The sequence below is a fragment of the Paractinoplanes atraurantiacus genome, assembly GCF_900215205.1.
Taxonomy (GTDB): domain Bacteria; phylum Actinomycetota; class Actinomycetes; order Mycobacteriales; family Micromonosporaceae; genus Actinoplanes; species Actinoplanes atraurantiacus.
The window spans coordinates 528,184-545,259 of sequence record NZ_OBDY01000003.1 but is presented as its reverse complement, the minus strand read 5'-3'; the positions used below and the strand labels follow the sequence as shown (position 1 = coordinate 545,259).

Genomic DNA, 17,076 nt, shown 5'->3' with positions numbered 1-17,076 from the left:
CTACCCGTCGTCGCCTTGGTAGGCCATCACCCCACCAACAAGCTGATAGGCCGCGAGCCCATCCCAGACCGAAAAACTTTCCACCCCCACACCATGCAGTGAGAGGTTGTATTCGGTATTAGCCCCCGTTTCCGAGGGTTATCCCAAAGTCCAGGGCAGGTTACTCACGTGTTACTCACCCGTTCGCCGCTCGAGTACCCCGAAGGGCCTTTCCGCTCGACTTGCATGTGTTAAGCACGCCGCCAGCGTTCGTCCTGAGCCAGGATCAAACTCTCCAACAAAAACTGTGGAAAAGCGTCCCGGCAACATAAGTGTTGCCAAAGGAATTTCCCACCAGCATAAAGCTGGCCGGGGTATTACTTAATTGGCACTGGCTTATCAAGCACCCTGTTGAGTTCTCAAAGAACAACCGCTACCCGGCTGACTGCTCCGGGGCAACCGCTCAAACTTACCTGGTCGGCTCCGCAAGCGCAAGATCTAGGATCTTGCTTGCACCGCCCAAGTTTTCCTCACGCTTCGAACCCGCCGCTAAGCGGGTGATTCGTGAAGGTGGCCCACAGACCGGCCGACTCGATCGCTCAGCGATCCGTCCGCCCGGCTCCTGTCCGGCCCGGTAACTCTACCCGGTCGTTTCCATCGGCGCAAGTTGCCTTGTTCCGATCTCGCCCGGCTCACCACCGAAGTGCTGAGCAAGCTTACCGCGTACCCCCGAGGTCTTGATCCGGCCCGTCGCTTTCGCTCCGTTCCGTCCCGGTTTCCCGTGGGCAGGGAGAAAGTTACGCGACCCGAGGCCGCGCAGGCAAATCGACCCCCGTGCCCACCGGTGCCGCGAGACCGCCCAAACGAGCCTTTGACCGTGAAAGAGTGGGCTCATGGGTGCTTCCGCGACGCTGGCAGCCGACGCTCTGACCGACATGATGATCCCGTTCTGGCAGTTCGTGATCGGCGCGCTTGTGCTGGTCACGGTCGTTCTGTCCGTACGGAAGCTGGTCATGAGAGGTCCGTCCCGGATGGGCGGCGCCATGCTCATGGCCGGAGGCGCCGTAATCGGACTGACAGTGGTCAGTTACTTAGTGCAGCTCCTGTGACCCCGGCAACATCGACTCAGAGCCGGCGGTTGGCCAGGCTCGGAAGCTCCTGACGAATGCGCTCGAGCCGCCCCAGATCGATGTCCGCACTCACCACGCCCACCTCGTCCGGAGCCTGAGCCACCACGGTCCCCCACGGGTCGACGATCATGCTCCGCCCGAAACACGTACGCCCCGGCTCGTGGTCTCCGATCTGTCCCGCCGCCACCACGTAGCACTGGTTCTCGATCGCGCGGGCCCGCAGCAGAACCTCCCAGTGGTCCCGCCCCGTATGCATCATGAACGCGGCCGGCACCACCAGGACCCGCGCCTGTCCCTCCACCGCCAGCCGCCGGTAGAGCTCCGGGAACCGCAGGTCGTAACAGATCGACAGCCCGGTCCGCACGCCGGCGATCTCCGCGACCACGGTCTCGTCCCCCGGCGCGACCGACCGGGACTCCTGGTAGGAGACCCGTCCGGCGATCTCCACGTCGTACAGATGAATCTTGCGATAGCGCGCCGCAAGCTCGCCCGAGGGAGAGAAGACCAGAGAGGTGTTGTACGTACGGCGCGCGTCCGGCCCGCTCTCGTGGAACGACCCCGCATGCACCCAGATCCCGAGCTCCCGAGCCGCCCGCGCGAAGAAGCCGGCGAACTCACCGTCCACGCCCTCGGCCTTGGGCGCACCGTCCCCCGGGCCCAGGTAGTCCACGTACTCCGGCAGGACGGCCAGCTGAGCCCCACCCGCGGCCGCCCGTTCGAGCAACTCCCGGGCCGTAGCCAGGTTCTTCTCCCGATCGTCCCTGGCATTCAGCTGACACACCGCAACGCGCATGAGTGCAGCCTACGAGCGCTCACAACCAACACCCAAGGCCTTCGTGTGTACGGGATGAGCCCCGCTCCCCTCCCTCCCACCAAGCCGCTTCGAGGTAAGCAACTCGGCGTCCTCGAAGCGTCTTACTGAGTGAGGGCACTTCAGGAGGGGAGCGGTTCATGACCAGCACGCCGGGCGCGGTCGAGAAGGTCGACGTAGAAGCGGCGGTGGGCGGGGGCGAACCTCGTCCAGACAAGACGGCCCAGGACGGTGTCGTAGCGGACGAGCATGGCGTGGGTGACCCGGCCGGGCTCGGCTCGGAGCACCAGGCGGACGCTGCAACCGGCGGCCGCCCGGACGGCCAGGACGACCACTTCCGGGTCGCTGCGCTGGATCCGCCAGCCGAGCACCTGTCCGGGCGCCTTCAGCGGCGCCAGGCCGACGCCGAGCAGCCGCCAGGCGGCGAGCATCTTGGCCCGCTGCGACCAGGACGACCCTTCCAGGATCCGCCGGGCCCACGCCTCGGCGCTCAACCTCTCCCGTGTCGTGAAACCGAACCCCTCCCGGTAGTGGACCGGCTCGAGGCCGGCCAGAGCCACGGCCTCGGCGCTGACCTCCACTTCACCGACGGCTCCGTCGTCCACGCGCGCTCCTCGAACGACGCCGGGCGCCGGGTCAGGCCGACGGCTGGGTCAGGCGGGCCTTCATCGACTCGGCCAAGGCCAGGGTGGCTGACAAGGGGCGGACCATGACGGTCAGCTCGGCTATGCGGCCGTCGGCGGTCTGGTGGATGAAGTCGCAGCCCTCCAGGTCGCGGTCGCCTATGCGGGCGCGGAAGACGAGGGCGTGGTCCAGGGCGCCGGGGGTGCTGATCTCGCGGGTGTAGCGGAAGTCTTCGAAGACCTGGACCACGGCGCGCAGGATCTCGGCTACGGCGGCGCGGCCCACGTAAGGCTTGTAGACCACGGGGCTGTGGAAGACGACGTCGTCGTCCAGGAGGGCGATGGCGGCGGCGATGTCGCCCGACTCCACGGCGGCGCGGAAGGGGTGGACTGCGGTCACGAGAAGGCCCCTATACTCAACAAGTTGAATAGGTAGGCATGACGCTAGCCCGGACACGGGAGGCTGTCCAGATGTCGTTGCGACATGCGGTGCTGGCGGCGCTGTCTCGCGGCGAGGCGTCGGGTTACGAGCTGGCCAAGCGCTTCGATGTGGCGGTCGCGGACTTCTGGTCGGCCACACCGCAGCAGCTCTACCGCGACCTGGAGAGACTCGAGCGCGACGGGCTGGTCGAGGCGCGCGTGGTCGAGCAGCGCCGCCGGCCGACCAAGCGGGTCTTCACCCTGACCGCGGCCGGACACCAGGCCCTGCGGGAGTTCGTCCGGGAGCCGGCCCGGCCCGCGGCCATCCGGGACGAGTTCCTGGTGAAGCTCCAGGCGGTCGAATCGGGCGATGCCGGCGCGCTCGTCGCGGGAGCCGAAGCGCGACTTGCGCGGTCGCGGGAGAAACTGGCGGGCTACGAGCGGCTGCTCGCCGAGAGCGGCGACGACCTGGGGCCGTATCTGACGCTTATGGCCGGGATCATGTACGAGCAGCAGAACATCCAATGGACCGAGCTGGTGCTTCAGCGGTTGCGCGGCGGGGAGGACGGGACGGCGTGACACGGCGGGCCGAGATCGAGGAAGCGGTTCCGGGGCTGCGGGAGTACGCCCGGGACGCCACCCGGCTGCGGCCGGCGCCGGGAGAGCCGTCAGCGGCGGAAAGCTCGGTGGGCGGGCCTCTGCTGTGGCCGGCCGGCGAGGCGTGGCCCCACTGCGCCGACGACGACCACTATCTCGATCGGCTCCTGACCGTCGAGACGGTGTGGCGGCAGCGGCGGATCTACGCGGCGGCACAGGCGCGGGCCGCGGCCACCGGGAAGCCGTATGAGGTGACCGACGCCGAGCGGGCCGAACTGCCGGGATACGACTACTCGGAGCCGCATGCGGCGGCGCGCCGGCCGATCGCGCTCGTGCCGGTGGCTCAGTTGTATCGGCGGGACGTGCCGGGCATCGACTGGCCGGAAGACGCGGACCTTCTCCAGGTGCTGTGGTGCCCGCTCGATCATGAGTCGACGGGCTACAACCCGCGGGTGGAGTTTCGGTGGCGGCGGGCCGGGGACGTCGGGGTGACGCTCGGGAGCGTGCCGCAGCCGGCGGTCGTCAACGAGGACTATCTGGCGACACCGTGTGTGGTCCGGCCCGAAGTGGTGCGGGAGCACGAGTACGACGCGCTCCTGCCGGACGAGCTGCGGGCCCAGGCCGAGCGGTGGGCGGACCGGCACGGGCTCGACTACGACGACGACCTGTCGGTGGCGCCCGGGTGGAAGGCCGGCGGGTTCGCCAGTTGGTCGCTGAGCGACTGGCACGCGGTCGACTGCGCGACATGCGGCAGCCCGATGAAGCTGCTGATCACCGCGGCGTCCAGCGAGGACGACGGAACTCCCCGCACTCCCACGGACGTGGTGATAGGCCGGGGCTATTCGCTGTACGTCTTCGCGTGCCCCCGAGACGCCCGCCATCCGCCAGGCACCGCCATGCAATGAGCCGGCCGCAGCGGTGCCGGGATTCTTGCGGTTGGGGCGGTTGTGCACCCGTACAGAAAAAACCGCCGTCTCTCACAGCGAGAGACGGCGGCATCAAGCGAAAGTCAGGCGGATTTCTCCTCGCGCTCGCGGCGGCGGCGGCCGACGAACTCGCGCGGGACGATCGTGGGGTTGACGTTTTCGAGGACGACCTCGCGGGTGATGACCACGCGGGCGGCGTCGGGGTTGCTCGGGACCTCGTACATCACGGAAAGCAGGACCTCTTCCATGATGGCGCGGAGGCCGCGGGCGCCCGTGCCGCGCAGCATGGCCTGGTCGGCGATGGCCTCGAGCGCGCCCTGGTCGAACTCGAGCTCGACGCCGTCGAGCTCGAACAGGCGCTGGTACTGCTTCACGTACGCGTTGCGCGGCTCGGTGAGGATCTTGATGAGCGCCTCGCGGTCGAGGTTGCGCACCGTGGTGATGACCGGCAGACGGCCGATGAACTCCGGAATCAGGCCGAATTTCAGCATGTCCTCCGGCATGACCTTGCCGAAGATGTCGTCGGTCTTGCGCTCGGTGATCGAGCGGAGGTTGGCGCCGAAGCCGACACCGCCGTGGCCGACGCGGGACTCGATGATGCGGTCCAGACCGGCGAAGGCGCCGCCCACGATGAACAGCACGTTCGTCGTGTCGATCTGGATGAACTCCTGGTGAGGGTGCTTGCGGCCACCCTGCGGCGGCACGTTGGCCACAGTGCCCTCGAGGATCTTGAGCAGGGCCTGCTGGACGCCCTCACCGGAGACGTCGCGGGTGATCGACGGGTTTTCGCTCTTGCGGGCGATCTTGTCGACCTCGTCGATGTAGATGATGCCCTGCTCGGCCCGCTTCACGTCGTAGTCGGCGGCCTGAATGAGCTTGAGCAGGATGTTCTCGACATCCTCACCGACATAGCCGGCCTCGGTCAGCGCGGTGGCGTCGGCGATCGCGAACGGGACGTTGAGCATCCGCGCGAGCGTCTGGGCCAGGTGCGTCTTGCCGCAGCCGGTGGGGCCGATGAGCATGATGTTGGACTTGGCCACCTCGACGTCGCTGCCCGCGCCGGGGGCGCCGCTCGACTCGGCCTGAATCCGCTTGTAGTGGTTGTAGACGGCCACGGACAAGGCCTTCTTGGCCTGTTCCTGGCCCACCACGTACTGGTCGAGGAACTGGCAGATCTCCATCGGCTTGGGAAGCTCTTCCCACTTCACCTCGCCGGTCTCGGCCAGCTCTTCCTCGATGATCTCGTTGCAGAGGTCGATGCACTCGTCGCAGATATAGACCCCGGGGCCCGCGATGAGCTTCTTGACCTGCTTCTGGCTCTTCCCACAGAAGGAGCACTTCAGTAGGTCGCCGCCGTCGCCGATCCGTGCCACCTACGTACTCCTTGTGCTCATCGGCCGACTGCTGCCGGCCCGGAACCGAGGACGAAACGCCCCGTTGCCTTCTCATCGTCTGCCGAACCGCGTAACTGAGGCTGCATGCTCGACGTTACCCGCAAAGGGGCTGTTCTCCGACCCCCCAAAACGGGCGTGTCAGGGGTCGGCCAGTCTAACTCGGGCCGGCCGGCCCCTGACGATACGCTTCTCTCAGCTGCCGCTGCCGACGGCCTGGAGGGTCTTCTTGCGGCTGACCAGGACGGTGTCGACGATGCCGTACTCCTTGGCCTCGGCCGCCGTCATGATCTTGTCGCGGTCGACGTCCTTGCGGACCTGCTCGGTCGTACGGCCGGTGTGGCGGGAGATCATCTCCTCCATCTGCGACCGCATGCGGAGGATCTCGCGAGCCTGGATCTCGATGTCCGAGCCCTGACCGTAGCCACCCTCGGTGGCCGGCTGGTGGATCAGCACCCGCGAGTGCGGCAGCGCGAGGCGCTTGCCCGGGGTGCCACCGGCCAGCAGCACCGCCGCGGCACTGGCGGCCTGGCCGAGGCAGACCGTCGAGATGTCGGGGCGAACGTACTGCATGGTGTCGTAGATCGCCGTCATGGCGGTGAAGGAGCCACCGGGCGAGTTGATGTACATCGTGATGTCACGGTCGGGGTCGGAGCTCTCCAGCGTCAGCAGCTGGGCCATCACGTCGTTGGCCGACGCGTCGTCCACCTGCACGCCGAGGAAGATGATCCGGTCCTCGAACATCTTGTTGTACGGGTTCGTCTCCTTCATCATCCCGTTCGAAGAACGCTCGATGAAGGACGGCAGCACGTAGCGGTTGGTCACCGGCGCGAACCCGCGAGGCGTCGTCAGGTCAGTCATAGTTCCGCTCCTCAGTTCAGCGTTCCGGCGCCCTCGGGAACCTGAGTGGCCCCGGTGATCACCTGGTCGATGAAGCCGTAGTTCTTGGCCTCCTCCGCCGTGAACCAGCGGTCACGGTCGGAGTCGCGCTCGATCTGCTCCTGGGTCTGGCCGGTGTGGAAGGCGACCCGCTCCTGGAACATGCGCTTGGTGTAAAGCATCTGCTCGGCCTGGATCGCGATGTCGGCGGCCGTGCCGCCCATGCCGCCCGAAGGCTGGTGCATCATGATCCGCGCGTGCGGCAGCGAGTAGCGCTTGCCAGGGGTGCCGGCGCACAGCAGAAGCTGTCCCATCGACGCGGCCATGCCCATCGCGACGGTCGAGACGTCGTTGTCGATGAACTGCATCGTGTCGTAGATCGCCATGCCCGAGTAGACCGAGCCACCGGGCGAGTTGATCCAGAGGTTGATGTCGCGCTCGGGATCCTCGGCGGAGAGCAGCAGCAGCTGCGCGCAGATGCGGTTGGCCACCGAGTCGGTCACCTCGCTGCCGAGGAAGATGATGCGCTCACGCAGCAGGCGGTTGTAGACCGAGTCGTCGAGGTTGCCACTGATTGAGTCACCGCGCAGCAGGGGGCTCGCGGGGAGGTGAAGATCGGTCATGGCAGCCCTTCAACAGCTAGCCGGCAGGTTGTCCGTCGTACGCCCAACCTAACCGGTGAAATGGGCAACGGCTTCCCGCTCGGGCAGGTGTTCGCTGACAGCGCACGCGCCCGGGAAAAAGCAGAGAGCCGCCACCCCAGGGGTGGCGGCTCACGCCGTACGAACTCAGTGGTTGTGGCCCTCGTGGCCGTGCTCCTCGTCGCTGGCCGCACGCAGGTCGTCGAGGGTCAGAACGTTGCCCTCGGCGTCCTTCATCTCGACCTGCTCCATCACGGAGGCCAGCGCCTTGCCGCGGCGCACGTCACCGAACACGGCGGCCGCCGCGCCCGACTGGACCAGCTGGTCGTAGTACTGCTGCGGCTGCATCTGGGCGCGCTGCGCCCGGTGCACGATCTCGTGACCGAACTCGTCGTCGGAGACCTGCACGTCCTCCGCGTCGGCGATGGTGTCGAGCAGCAGCTGGATCCGGACGCCCTCCTCGGCCGCCTCGGTCAGCTCCTGGTCGATCTGCTCCTCGGTCTTGTCCTCGGAGGTCAGGTAGTCCTGCAGGGTCGCGCCGATCCGCTCCAGCTGGTCGGTCATCGCCTGCTTGCGGCCCTCGACCTCGTCCTTGACGACGCCCTCAGGAGCGGGGATCCCGGCCGCCTCGACGAGCTGCTTGAGGGCCTCGTCACGAGCCGCGTAGATCTGCTCGACCTTCTTGACCTTGGTGAGCCGCTCGCGCAGGTCGCCCTTCAGCTCGTCGAGCGTGTCGAACTCGCTCGCCAGCTGGGCGAACTCATCGTCGATCTCGGGAAGCTGCTTGTCCTTGACGCTGCGCACGGTCACCGCCACCTCGGCGTCACGGCCGGCGAAGTCGCCGCCCACGAGCTGGGTGGTGAAGGTGGCGTCCTCGCCGGCCGACATGCCCACGAGCACCTCGTCGAGGCCCGGAAGCAGCTGCTTGCTGCCGACCTCGTGCGAGATGTTGGTGGCCGAGCCACCGGGCACCTCTTCGCCGTCGACCGTGGCGTTCAGGTCGAGTTGCACGTAGTCGCCCTCGGCGGCCGCACGCTCGACGGTCTTGAGGGTGGCGAAGCGCTCACGCAGGCCGTTGATCTGCTCGTCGATCTCGTTGTCGCCGATCTCGACGGCCGGGACCTCCACCTTGATGGTGGACAGGTCCGGCACCGAGATCTCGGGACGCACGTCCACCTCGGCGGTGAACTTCAGCGGCTCGTTGTCGGCGAACTCGGTGATCTCGACCTCGGGCCGGCCCAGCGTCTTGACGTCGTGCTCACGCACGGCGGCCAGAATCTGCTGCGGGATGGCTTCCTGAACCGCCTCGTTCAGGACCGCGCCACGCCCGACACGCTGGTCGATGACCGCTGCCGGGATCTTGCCGCGACGGAAGCCCGGCACCTGCACCTGCGCGCCGATCTCCCGGTACGCCTTCTGCAGGCTCGGCTTGAGCTCGTCGAACGGCACCTCGATAGCGAGCTTCACCCTCGTCGGGCTCAGAGTCTCGACGGTGCTCTTCACAGGCGTACTCCTTGTTGCTGCCGATAGATGATGTCAGTCGGGGTGGCGGGATTTGAACCCACGGCCCCTCGCTCCCAAAGCGAGTGCGCTACCAAGCTGCGCCACACCCCGTGGCGTCGGCCAGTGTATGCGGTCCGCTTCCCCACGCGTGCGCTGGAGTCACCTCAGGCACCTATCCGGTTCGCAAAGCCCCTGGCGGACCCAGTAAGCTATGCGAGCGGACCCCGATCAAACGGGGACGTTGCGGGCGTAGCTCAATGGTAGAGCCTCAGTCTTCCAAACTGATTACGCGAGTTCGATTCTCGTCGCCCGCTCAGAGTTTGCCCTGGTCAGGGGCCAATTTGGGCTGCACGGATGCAGGCGAGTTTGATCTTTGCTAGGGAATGCTAGGGATGATCAACCCCCTGACCAGGACTTTTAAGTTCGGGTAGGCGTTGCTGGCGGAAATCTGAAGGCACCAGCTCCAGGACTTCGGATGGACCCACAACGATCGTTCAGTTGTCGTTGTGCACGATCGGCAGCTGCCTCACCCATCGGTTCTCGGAGAGCTCCCGAACCATGAACCCGGCGATCTGGCTGCGGGCAACCTTTTCTGGGCTGTATCCATCGCCGTCTCCGGCGCGGAGTTCCCGGTCGTCGGGGCTGTCGCCGAGAGGGCCGAACCTGACGACAGTCCAGTCCAGGCCCGACTTCTCGATCGCGTCTACGATCGCGTGTAGTTCGGCGGCTGTCTGTTTGAAGAAGGTCCGGATGACCCACCGGCCGGCGACCAGCCCGAACGCGCGCTTGTCCGTGGGTTTGCGGACGGTCGGGGTCGACCAGGCCACTAGTCGGCGGACTCCGGTCTCCTGCATCGCCAGGATGATTGCCCGTGCCCCGTTCAGTGCGTCGGCCGAGTCGTAGTGGCGTTGCACAGGCACTCCAATCGCGTCGATGACCGCCTGACTGCCCTCGATCGCCTTACGCACGTTTGGGTAGTCGTTCAGTTGGCCGTCGATCACTGTCAGCCGTTCATGGTTGATCGTGACCTTGCCAGGATTCCGGACGTATGCGCGTACTTCGTGGCCCTGCTCCAATGCCCGCTCGACGACGAGCCGGCCGATGCCGCCCGTCGCCCCGAAGATGGTGACGATCATGCGGTGATCTCGCTGTACACCGAGATGTGCCCGCTACGGGTGTCAGCTTCGATCTCGTCGGTGACGGCGGCGGCGAAGTCCGGGGCGGAGATCTTGCTGTCGAAGGTCGCCTGGTTGCCGGCGAAGGTGTACGAACCGGTGGCTTCGCCGGGGTCGCGAGGGCTGAATCCGAAGGCGGGGCTGATGTAGGTCCAGTTCAGGCCGTCTGGAGCTGACTGTTCGAGCCAGGCCACCACGGCCGCGGTCTGCCGTGACTCCTCGATCAGGAACGCTGGAAGGCTGTCGCCGTCGGCTACGCGAGGCCCATCGGGTGCGACCCGCAGTGCCCCGGCCCCGCCGACGACGATCAAGCGGGTGCCGGCCGCTGCCGCCTCGGTGGCGATGCGCGCGACCGCCTCGGTCAGCTTCCCGGCGAGGTCACCGCGCGGGCTGAGGGAGGCCACCACGACATCGGCGTCCGCGACGACGCGCTTCAGGACGGCGTCGTCGCTCACCGGCGCGGCGTTGTAGGACGCGCCCTCGATCGGATCGGCCGGAAGGTTGCGGCTGACGCCTTCCACCCGATGGCCGCGAGCGGTGGCAGCTCGTGCGATGTGTGACCCGGCGAACCCGGTGACACCGATGATGGCGATAGTGATCATGGTCTGAGTGCTCCTGGAACAGTGTTCGGTGAACCGTGCGGGCGTGCCGCGCGGGTAGTTGGGCGGGTGGGAAGGTCAGGACCGGGGCGGCATGAGGCGCCGGTAGGCGGGGACGGCGGCCACCGCGACAGCGATATGCATGAGCATGAGGGCGACGACCCCGGCGGTGGTCGTTCCCGGCTGAGCTTTGGAGACCAGCAGCAGCACGTTGGGAATCATCGAGAGCACCAGCACGACCGGCACGAGCCAGGTCAGCAGCCGGCCGGCGTTGCGGCTGCGGTTGACGATGAGGCGCCAGCCGATGGCCCCGATCAACGCGCCGAGGACGGTGAGGAACCCGTAGACGGGCAGGGTCAGCTGCTGGAACTCGCTGGGGATGTCCGCCAGGGTCCGGGCGCCCCACGCGATGGCGGTGTTGAGGATAAGGCCGCCGACGGCGCCGAGGCCGGCAGCGGCGAGCGTGGATTTCCAGGAGATGCGGGCGGGGGCGGCAACTGTGGTCATGGTGAGAACTCCCGGGGATGGGTGAGATGAGCTGAAAGTGCCCAAGAACAGGAGCGACGGTTTCGGCGAGTCGCCGTTTCCGGAGGGCGAATCAGGCCGCCTCGTGACTTCAAGGTTTAAGTTACGGTAGGGTCATTGACTTCAAGATGCAAGTCATGACCGGTCCTCGGGTCGTTCTCGATCTGGAAGTTATGGTGGGCGGATGGAAGACGGGATCACGCCGCGCTGGCTCGATGAGGAGCAGCATCAGACCTGGCTCGCGCTGACCGTGATGATGGCCCGGCTCCCCGCGGCACTCGACGCTCAACTCCAGCGCGATGCCCAGGTGAGTCACTTCGAGTACCAGGTCCTGGCGCGTCTGTCGATGGCACCGGAGCGGAGCCTGCGCATGAGTGTGCTGGCGGCGTTCGTCGAGGGCTCGCTGCCACGGTTGTCGCAGGTCGTCGCTCGGCTCGAGAAACGCGGCTGGATCCGGCGTGTCCCCGATCCCGCCGACGGCCGGTTCACCCTGGCGATCCTGACCGACACCGGCTGGGAGACGATCGTGGCGATAGCTCCTGGGCATGTGAACGAGGTGCAGCGCCTGGTGTTCGACGCGCTCACCAAGGCGCAGCAACGGCAACTGCGCGACATCGCCCGCCGCATCGTGCGTGCCACCGGGGTCGACGACCCGTGCCGCAACCCATCCGCCTGACGGGCAACCGCTTAACGTCCGGTGCCTGGCGCGTTCTAAGAGCGCCAAAAGCCGTCTTATGCCTGGCTGGCCCGGATATCGTCACCGGTGGCGCCCGTCGTTGCGGAGGTCACCTCATGTCGTCCGGCAAGGAGCCCGCCCCCGGTTCGACGGGCAGTGCTCCGTCGATCCGGCGTGACGCCGAGCGCAACCGGCAGCAGATCCTCACCACCGCACGCGAGATTTTCGCGAGGCAGGGCCTCAACGTCGGCCTGAACGAGATCGCCCGGCATGCCGGGGTGGGAGTCGCTACCGTCTACCGGCGGTTTCCCGACAAGGAAGCCTTGATCGCTGCGGTGCTGCGGGACGACATCGCCGCCTTGGCGGTACGGACCGAGGACGCCCTTCGCGCTGACAGCGCCTGGGAGGGGCTCACCCAACTGCTGCATGCGGTAGCCCGATCCCAGATAGAAAACCGCGGGCTGTGGGAAACGATCACGGGGGCGGGGCATGGGCAGGAACTCACCGCCAGATTGCGTACCACCATCGGAGTCCATGTCCGGGAGCTGATCGAGCGCGCGCAGCAGGAAGGCACCTTGCGCGCCGGGGTCTCCATCGGGGATCTGCTGATGATCCTGCTCATGGTCGGCGAGGTCGCCTCGTCCAGCGAGGCCGTGTGCCCGGGGGCCTACCACCGCTACTTCGACCTCTTGCTCGAGTCTCTGCGTGCTGATGCGTCCAAGCCGGCACTGCCTCCCGGAATGAGCGAATCCGACGCCAGCTTGATCATGCAGAGCCGAGCGCAAGGCCGCAGCCGCCCCGCATCCTCCTGACTTCGACGGGGGTGAGTGCACGCGCCCCCCTTTGCCGGCGGGGTCGAGCCTTTGACCGCTCGGCCCCGCCGTTCGGACAACAGCAGACCGGGCTGGTGCCGCATCACGCCCCGGCTGCTGCCTTCTCGCGTTCCCGGGCGCCCTTGGCGGTGATCGCCCGCACGATGTGCTTGCGCAGCCAGTGCGCGGTGACATTGGATGGCACGAACAGCTGCGACTTGTGCAACGCCAATTGCTGGTGCTTGGTCATCAGGGGCCGCAGTTCGGCGTCGAACGCCGCCAGCGCCTTGGTGACCTCGCCGGGATTCTCGGCGAGTTTGTCGCCGAGTGTCGCGCCGCCGAGCATGCCGGCGGTGGCGCCCATGCCGGAGTACAACGTCAGGCACCAGGCTGCGTCACCGACGAGCACCACCCGTCCCTCGTGCCACCGGTCCATGCGCACCTGGTTGACCGAGTCGAACAGCATCTGCGGTGCTCGTTCGAGCTCGTCGATCGCGGCTTCGATCAGCCCGCCGGCGGACACCCCGGCGAAGACCTCCCGCAGCACCTGCGGTGCGGGGCTGGTGAACTGCTCGTCGATGTTCTTGGTGCGGTAGGTCAGCAGCACCGTGGGCGGCGTGTCCTCCATCGTGAAGATCCACATGGAGCGTTTCGGTTCCGAGACGATCGCCGCTTCCCGGTCGCCGAGGCCCGGCAGCTGACGGCTCATCTGGAACGCGCAGATCATCGCCTCCATCGGCTTGAGGAACTTCTCGTCGGGGCCGAAGACCAGCCGGCGCACCGTGGAACGCATGCCGTCGGCCCCGACCACCAGGTCGAACGGCTCGGTACGGGTCTCTCCGGTCGAGCCCGTGCGTAAGGTCACCATCACGCCGGTGGCGGACTGGAAGATCTCATCGGGACTGGTGTCGAAACGCACCTCGATCTGGCCGTCGACCTTCGTCCACAGCCCGGCCTCGATGTCCCCGCGTAACACCGACTGTGGTTTGCCAGGCTGATCCGCGAAGCCCATCCCGGGCTTGCGCTCGCCGTCGGCGTTGATCTCCCAGTTCACGACATCGGGCATGGTGCGTTTGACGATCTCGTCGTACACGCCGAGCCGCTGCGCGGCCGCCACGCCCTCCGGGAACATGCCGATGAAATAGCCTCCGGTGCGGCGCTCGGGTGAACGCTCGACGATCACCGGCTGCCAGCCGGCCTCTTTCAGACGGATGGCCGTGGCCATGCCCGCGATTCCCAGCCCCACAACGAGGGCCTTGCCCTGTGTACTCATCGTGCCTCCGGAACTGAAGCGGATTCCCTTATCCAGTTCGGGGTCGGCGGCGGGCTGCTGAGGAGTTTCACAACCTCGGACGCAGCGAAGCCCTCTGGTTCCCGCCCCGCGGGAACCAGAGGGGCTTCTGTGGCTGGCGTCAGCGCTGTGCGGGGGTCACATGTGCGCAGTGGGGGCGTCAGGGTTGGTGGGCAGTGCGCCGGAGCGCAGCAGGAGGGCGCTGATGACGGCGCCGGCGGCGAAGAAGGCGGCGACCCAGGCAAAGGTGGTGGTGTAGGAGTTGATGGCGGCTGCGGCCATGACCTCGCCGGTGGGGTTCTTGCCGACGAGGTAGTCGGTGATGGCGGAGGCGGCGATGGTGGACAGCACGGCCGTGCCGATCGAGCCACCGACCTGCTGGGCGGTGTTGACCAGGGCCGAGGCGACGCTGGCGTCGTCGGCGGCGACACCGGCGGTGCCGGCGTTCATGGAGGGGGCCATGGCCATGCCGATACCGATGCCGACGATGACCAGCGGGCCGAGGACGTCGGCGAGGTAGGTGGAGCCGGCGTCGAGCTGGGTGAGCCAGAGCATGCCGGCGACGGCGACCAGGAAGCCTGACGGGACGACCGGGCGGGTGCCGAAACGCGGGACGAGGACGCTGTTGGCGATGGTGGCGGCAACAGCAAGGCCGCCGATCATGGGCAGGAACGCCACACCGGAACGGACCGGGGAGAAGCCGAGGTTCTGCTGCACGAAGTAGGTCAGGAACAGGAACACGGCGAACATGCCGATGCCGAGGATCAGCACGGACAGCAGCGCGCCGGCGCGGGTACGGTCGCCGAGCACACGCAGCGGGATGAGCGGCTGGGCGACCCGGGCCTGGATGGCGACGAACGCGGCGAGCAGGACGACGGCGGCGGCGAGCCAGCCCCAGACCACGACGTCGCTCCAGTCGTGGGTCTCGGCGTTGGCGAAGCCGTAGACCAGGGAGAACAGGCCGGCGGAGACGGTGATCGTGCCGGGGATGTCGATCTTCTGACGGGGTCCGTCGTGGCGCTGGTTGCGCAGCCACATGGCAGCACCGACCGCGGCGGCGGCAGCGAAGAAGATGTTGACGTACATGCACCAGCGCCAGTTGAGGTACTCGGTGAGGGTGCCGCCGAGCAGCAGGCCGATCGCGCCGCCGGCACCGACGATCGCACCGTAGATCCCGAAGGCCTTGGCGCGTTCCTTGCCGTCGGTGAACGTGGTGGTCAGCAGCGACAGCACGGCCGGGGCGAGCAGGGCACCGAACACGCCCTGCACGGCCCGGGCGACCACGAGCATCTCGAAGCTCTCGGCCGCGCCGCCGAGCGCGGAGGCCAGGGCGAAACCGATCAAGCCGATCATCAGCGCCGTCTTGCGGCCGATCAGGTCACCGATGCGCCCGCCCAGCGGCAGCAGCGCACCGAACGCCAGAGCGTAAGCGGTGACGATCCACTGCCGGTCCTCGGTACTGAACCCCAGCCCGGCCTGCGCGGACGGCAGCGCGATGTTCACGATCGAACCGTCGAGCACCACCATCAGCTGCGCGATGCCGAGCACACCCAGGATCAGCCAGCGCTTCGCATGATGTGGATCAGGTGCGTGGATCGGTGCGCTCGCCGCGTGGGTTCGTACTTGAGTGGTCATAGGAGATCCGTTTCGCAGGAAGGGCTCGCCCGCAGGTCGCCGACGTGGGGGGTGATGTGGATGCGTGCTATCCACTTCGTCGTGGGGGCGCGGAACTTGACGGAGTCGCTCGCACTTCTCGGTTGCTGTTCGGGTGTGAGCGCCCGCTGGTGCGGGGGCCGGCCAGGAGAAGGTCGTCGGTTGCGCCGCGGGCGCTTTCCGGCAGGGCCGGTCCGTGGTCAGCGGCGCCCGGTTGTCACCGGCTGCGGAGCGCGTGTCTTCGCGGCGGCCCGCCGGGCTTTGGCGTTGATGAGGCGGATGCCGAGCGTCCGGATCGTTTCGGTGACCCGGTTCGACGGCACGAACAGGTGCCGTTTGATGTGGGTGAGCCGCTGCTCCTTGGTGATGAACGGGCGCAGGCGTGCCTCCCACGCGCCGAGGGCGGCGGTGACGTCGCCCGGGTGGTCCATCAGGGCGGTGGCGAGCGCGGCGCCGCCCTTGAGCGCCGAGGTGGCACCCAGCCCGGAGTAGAGATTGAGGCACCAGGCGGCGTCGCCGATCAGGACTACCCGGCCCTGGCTCCAGCGCGGCATCCGCACCTGGTGCACCGAGTCGAACAGGTGCTCCGGCGCATTCTCCAGACAGTCCAGGGCGTGCCGGACGGCAGGGTCGTCCATCCCGGCGAACACCGTGCGCAGGCGTTCGGCGGTGGGTACGGCGAACTCGGCGTCGACGTCCTTGGTGCGGTAGGTCAGCAGCGTGGTCGGGGTCCGGTCGGACAGCCCGAAGATCCAGACCGCGCGGCCGGCCTGGGCACTGATGACGCTCTCCTGCTCGGCGAAGGTCGGCGCCTGCGCGGGCAGCTGGAACGCGCAGATCATGGCATTCCAGTTGGTCATGAACTCCTCGTGCGGTCCGAACACCAGCCTGCGTACGGTCGACCGCAGACCGTCCGCCCCGACGACCAGGTTGAAGGTTTCGCGATACTCCGTCCCACCGACGGTGTCGCGCAGCAGGACGGTAACGCCGGCACGGTCCTGGGTGATCTCCTCGGGCACGGTGCCGAAGCGAACCTCCACGCCGTCGATGGCCTGCCAGAGCGCGGCTTCGACGTCGCCGCGCAGCACGGCGGCCGGCTGGCCGGGCTGGTCGAGGAAACCGACGCCCGGGCCACGGTTGCCACGCCGGTCCAACGACCAGGTGTCCACGTCGGCGCTCGGGTTACGGGTGTGCAGGTACTCGATGATCCCGAGCTCGGCGGCGGCTTCACGGCCCTCGGGGAACAGCCCGAGGAAGTAGCCGCCGGTACGGCGCTGCGGTGCCCGTTCGACGATCACCGGCGTCCACCCGGCGCGGCGCAGCCCGATCGCCGCAGCCATACCGGCGATGCCCAGGCCCACAATCAACGCGCGTTGTCCCATGAATTCACTCCCTGATTGACGCGACGAACTGCCGCGACGGGGGTCGTGCGGCAGCTCGTCGCA

General features: G+C 67.5%; 18 protein-coding genes, 2 tRNA genes and 1 rRNA gene. 6 read left to right on the top strand and 15 right to left on the bottom strand.

The window, feature by feature from the left end; translation table 11 throughout:
• Positions 1 to 281 (bottom strand): 16S ribosomal RNA (locus tag CRP55_RS11870); the annotation flags it as partial.
• 591 nt (positions 282 to 872) lie between these two features.
• On the opposite strand from CRP55_RS11870, the gene CRP55_RS11865 reads away from it, so the two are divergent.
• Positions 873 to 1,088 carry a hypothetical protein gene (locus tag CRP55_RS11865; RefSeq protein ID WP_097319860.1) on the top strand — a complete coding sequence of 72 codons (216 nt, stop codon included), beginning with the start codon at positions 873 to 875 and terminating at the stop codon, positions 1,086 to 1,088.
• Between the two features lie 16 nt (positions 1,089 to 1,104).
• Here CRP55_RS11865 and CRP55_RS11860 read toward each other — a convergent pair whose 3' ends face one another.
• From CRP55_RS11860 to CRP55_RS11850, 3 genes are all read right to left on the bottom strand, one after another.
• On the bottom strand, positions 1,105 to 1,902 hold the full coding sequence (locus CRP55_RS11860) for a carbon-nitrogen hydrolase family protein (RefSeq protein ID WP_097319859.1): 798 nt from the start codon (positions 1,900 to 1,902) through the stop codon (positions 1,105 to 1,107).
• 140 nt (positions 1,903 to 2,042) lie between these two features.
• The gene (locus CRP55_RS11855; RefSeq protein WP_097319858.1) at positions 2,043 to 2,525 is read right to left on the bottom strand and encodes a hypothetical protein; all 483 of its coding nucleotides are present in this window, start codon (positions 2,523 to 2,525) and stop codon (positions 2,043 to 2,045) included.
• 31 nt (positions 2,526 to 2,556) lie between these two features.
• Positions 2,557 to 2,943 carry a nuclear transport factor 2 family protein gene (locus CRP55_RS11850; RefSeq protein WP_097319857.1) on the bottom strand — a complete coding sequence of 129 codons (387 nt, stop codon included), beginning with the start codon at positions 2,941 to 2,943 and terminating at the stop codon, positions 2,557 to 2,559.
• Positions 2,944 to 3,014: 71 nt separating this feature from the next.
• On the opposite strand from CRP55_RS11850, the gene CRP55_RS55600 reads away from it, so the two are divergent.
• A complete protein-coding gene (locus CRP55_RS55600) occupies positions 3,015 to 3,542 on the top strand; it encodes a PadR family transcriptional regulator (protein ID WP_097319856.1) in 528 nt (175 codons plus the stop codon).
• Entirely contained in the window at positions 3,539 to 4,465 is a 927-nt protein-coding gene (locus CRP55_RS11840; protein ID WP_097319855.1) for a hypothetical protein, read from the top strand. The genes CRP55_RS55600 and CRP55_RS11840 overlap by 4 nt, the downstream gene beginning before the upstream one ends.
• A gap of 104 nt (positions 4,466 to 4,569) precedes the next feature.
• Here the strand turns inward: CRP55_RS11840 and clpX are convergent, their stop codons facing one another.
• The 5 genes from clpX to CRP55_RS11815 form a co-directional block, all read right to left on the bottom strand.
• The gene (clpX, locus tag CRP55_RS11835) at positions 4,570 to 5,859 is read right to left on the bottom strand and encodes an ATP-dependent Clp protease ATP-binding subunit ClpX (RefSeq protein WP_097319854.1); all 1,290 of its coding nucleotides are present in this window, start codon (positions 5,857 to 5,859) and stop codon (positions 4,570 to 4,572) included.
• 213 nt (positions 5,860 to 6,072) lie between these two features.
• Positions 6,073 to 6,738 carry an ATP-dependent Clp protease proteolytic subunit gene (locus CRP55_RS11830; protein ID WP_097319853.1) on the bottom strand — a complete coding sequence of 222 codons (666 nt, stop codon included), beginning with the start codon at positions 6,736 to 6,738 and terminating at the stop codon, positions 6,073 to 6,075.
• An 11-nt stretch (positions 6,739 to 6,749) separates the two neighbouring features.
• Positions 6,750 to 7,379 carry an ATP-dependent Clp protease proteolytic subunit gene (locus CRP55_RS11825; RefSeq protein ID WP_097319852.1) on the bottom strand — a complete coding sequence of 210 codons (630 nt, stop codon included), beginning with the start codon at positions 7,377 to 7,379 and terminating at the stop codon, positions 6,750 to 6,752.
• A gap of 165 nt (positions 7,380 to 7,544) precedes the next feature.
• Entirely contained in the window at positions 7,545 to 8,900 is a 1,356-nt protein-coding gene (gene tig / locus CRP55_RS11820; protein WP_097319851.1) for a trigger factor, read from the bottom strand.
• Between the two features lie 37 nt (positions 8,901 to 8,937).
• Positions 8,938 to 9,011: transfer RNA gene (locus CRP55_RS11815), tRNA-Pro, on the bottom strand.
• Between the two features lie 132 nt (positions 9,012 to 9,143).
• On the opposite strand from CRP55_RS11815, the gene CRP55_RS11810 reads away from it, so the two are divergent.
• Positions 9,144 to 9,214, top strand: a tRNA-Gly gene (locus tag CRP55_RS11810).
• Positions 9,215 to 9,394: 180 nt separating this feature from the next.
• On the opposite strand, the gene CRP55_RS11805 is transcribed toward CRP55_RS11810, so the two are convergent.
• The 3 genes from CRP55_RS11805 to CRP55_RS11795 all read right to left on the bottom strand — a co-directional run bounded on the left by CRP55_RS11805 (position 9,395) and on the right by CRP55_RS11795 (position 11,181).
• A complete protein-coding gene (locus CRP55_RS11805; RefSeq protein ID WP_097319850.1) occupies positions 9,395 to 10,036 on the bottom strand; it encodes an NAD(P)-dependent oxidoreductase in 642 nt (213 codons plus the stop codon).
• Entirely contained in the window at positions 10,033 to 10,677 is a 645-nt protein-coding gene (locus CRP55_RS11800; protein WP_097319849.1) for an NAD(P)-dependent oxidoreductase, read from the bottom strand. The genes CRP55_RS11805 and CRP55_RS11800 overlap by 4 nt, the downstream gene beginning before the upstream one ends.
• Positions 10,678 to 10,752: 75 nt before the next feature.
• Positions 10,753 to 11,181, bottom strand: coding sequence for a DUF6069 family protein (locus tag CRP55_RS11795; RefSeq protein ID WP_097319848.1), 429 nt, complete (start codon positions 11,179 to 11,181; stop codon positions 10,753 to 10,755).
• A gap of 202 nt (positions 11,182 to 11,383) precedes the next feature.
• Here CRP55_RS11795 and CRP55_RS11790 point away from each other — a divergent pair, with 202 nt between their 5' ends.
• Positions 11,384 to 11,875 (top strand): MarR family winged helix-turn-helix transcriptional regulator, encoded by a 492-nt coding sequence (locus tag CRP55_RS11790; RefSeq protein WP_097319847.1) that lies wholly within the window; start codon positions 11,384 to 11,386, stop codon positions 11,873 to 11,875.
• A gap of 116 nt (positions 11,876 to 11,991) precedes the next feature.
• The gene (locus CRP55_RS11785) at positions 11,992 to 12,687 is read left to right on the top strand and encodes a TetR/AcrR family transcriptional regulator (RefSeq protein ID WP_097319846.1); all 696 of its coding nucleotides are present in this window, start codon (positions 11,992 to 11,994) and stop codon (positions 12,685 to 12,687) included.
• 103 nt (positions 12,688 to 12,790) lie between these two features.
• Here CRP55_RS11785 and CRP55_RS11780 read toward each other — a convergent pair whose 3' ends face one another.
• The 3 genes from CRP55_RS11780 to CRP55_RS11770 form a co-directional block, all read right to left on the bottom strand.
• The gene (locus CRP55_RS11780) at positions 12,791 to 13,960 is read right to left on the bottom strand and encodes an FAD-dependent monooxygenase (protein WP_097319845.1); all 1,170 of its coding nucleotides are present in this window, start codon (positions 13,958 to 13,960) and stop codon (positions 12,791 to 12,793) included.
• A 156-nt stretch (positions 13,961 to 14,116) separates the two neighbouring features.
• On the bottom strand, positions 14,117 to 15,613 hold the full coding sequence (locus tag CRP55_RS11775) for an MFS transporter (RefSeq protein WP_097319844.1): 1,497 nt from the start codon (positions 15,611 to 15,613) through the stop codon (positions 14,117 to 14,119).
• Between the two features lie 218 nt (positions 15,614 to 15,831).
• Positions 15,832 to 17,013, bottom strand: a complete 1,182-nt coding sequence (locus CRP55_RS11770; protein ID WP_097319843.1) for an FAD-dependent monooxygenase — start codon at positions 17,011 to 17,013, stop codon at positions 15,832 to 15,834.
• Positions 17,014 to 17,076 lie beyond the last annotated feature (63 nt).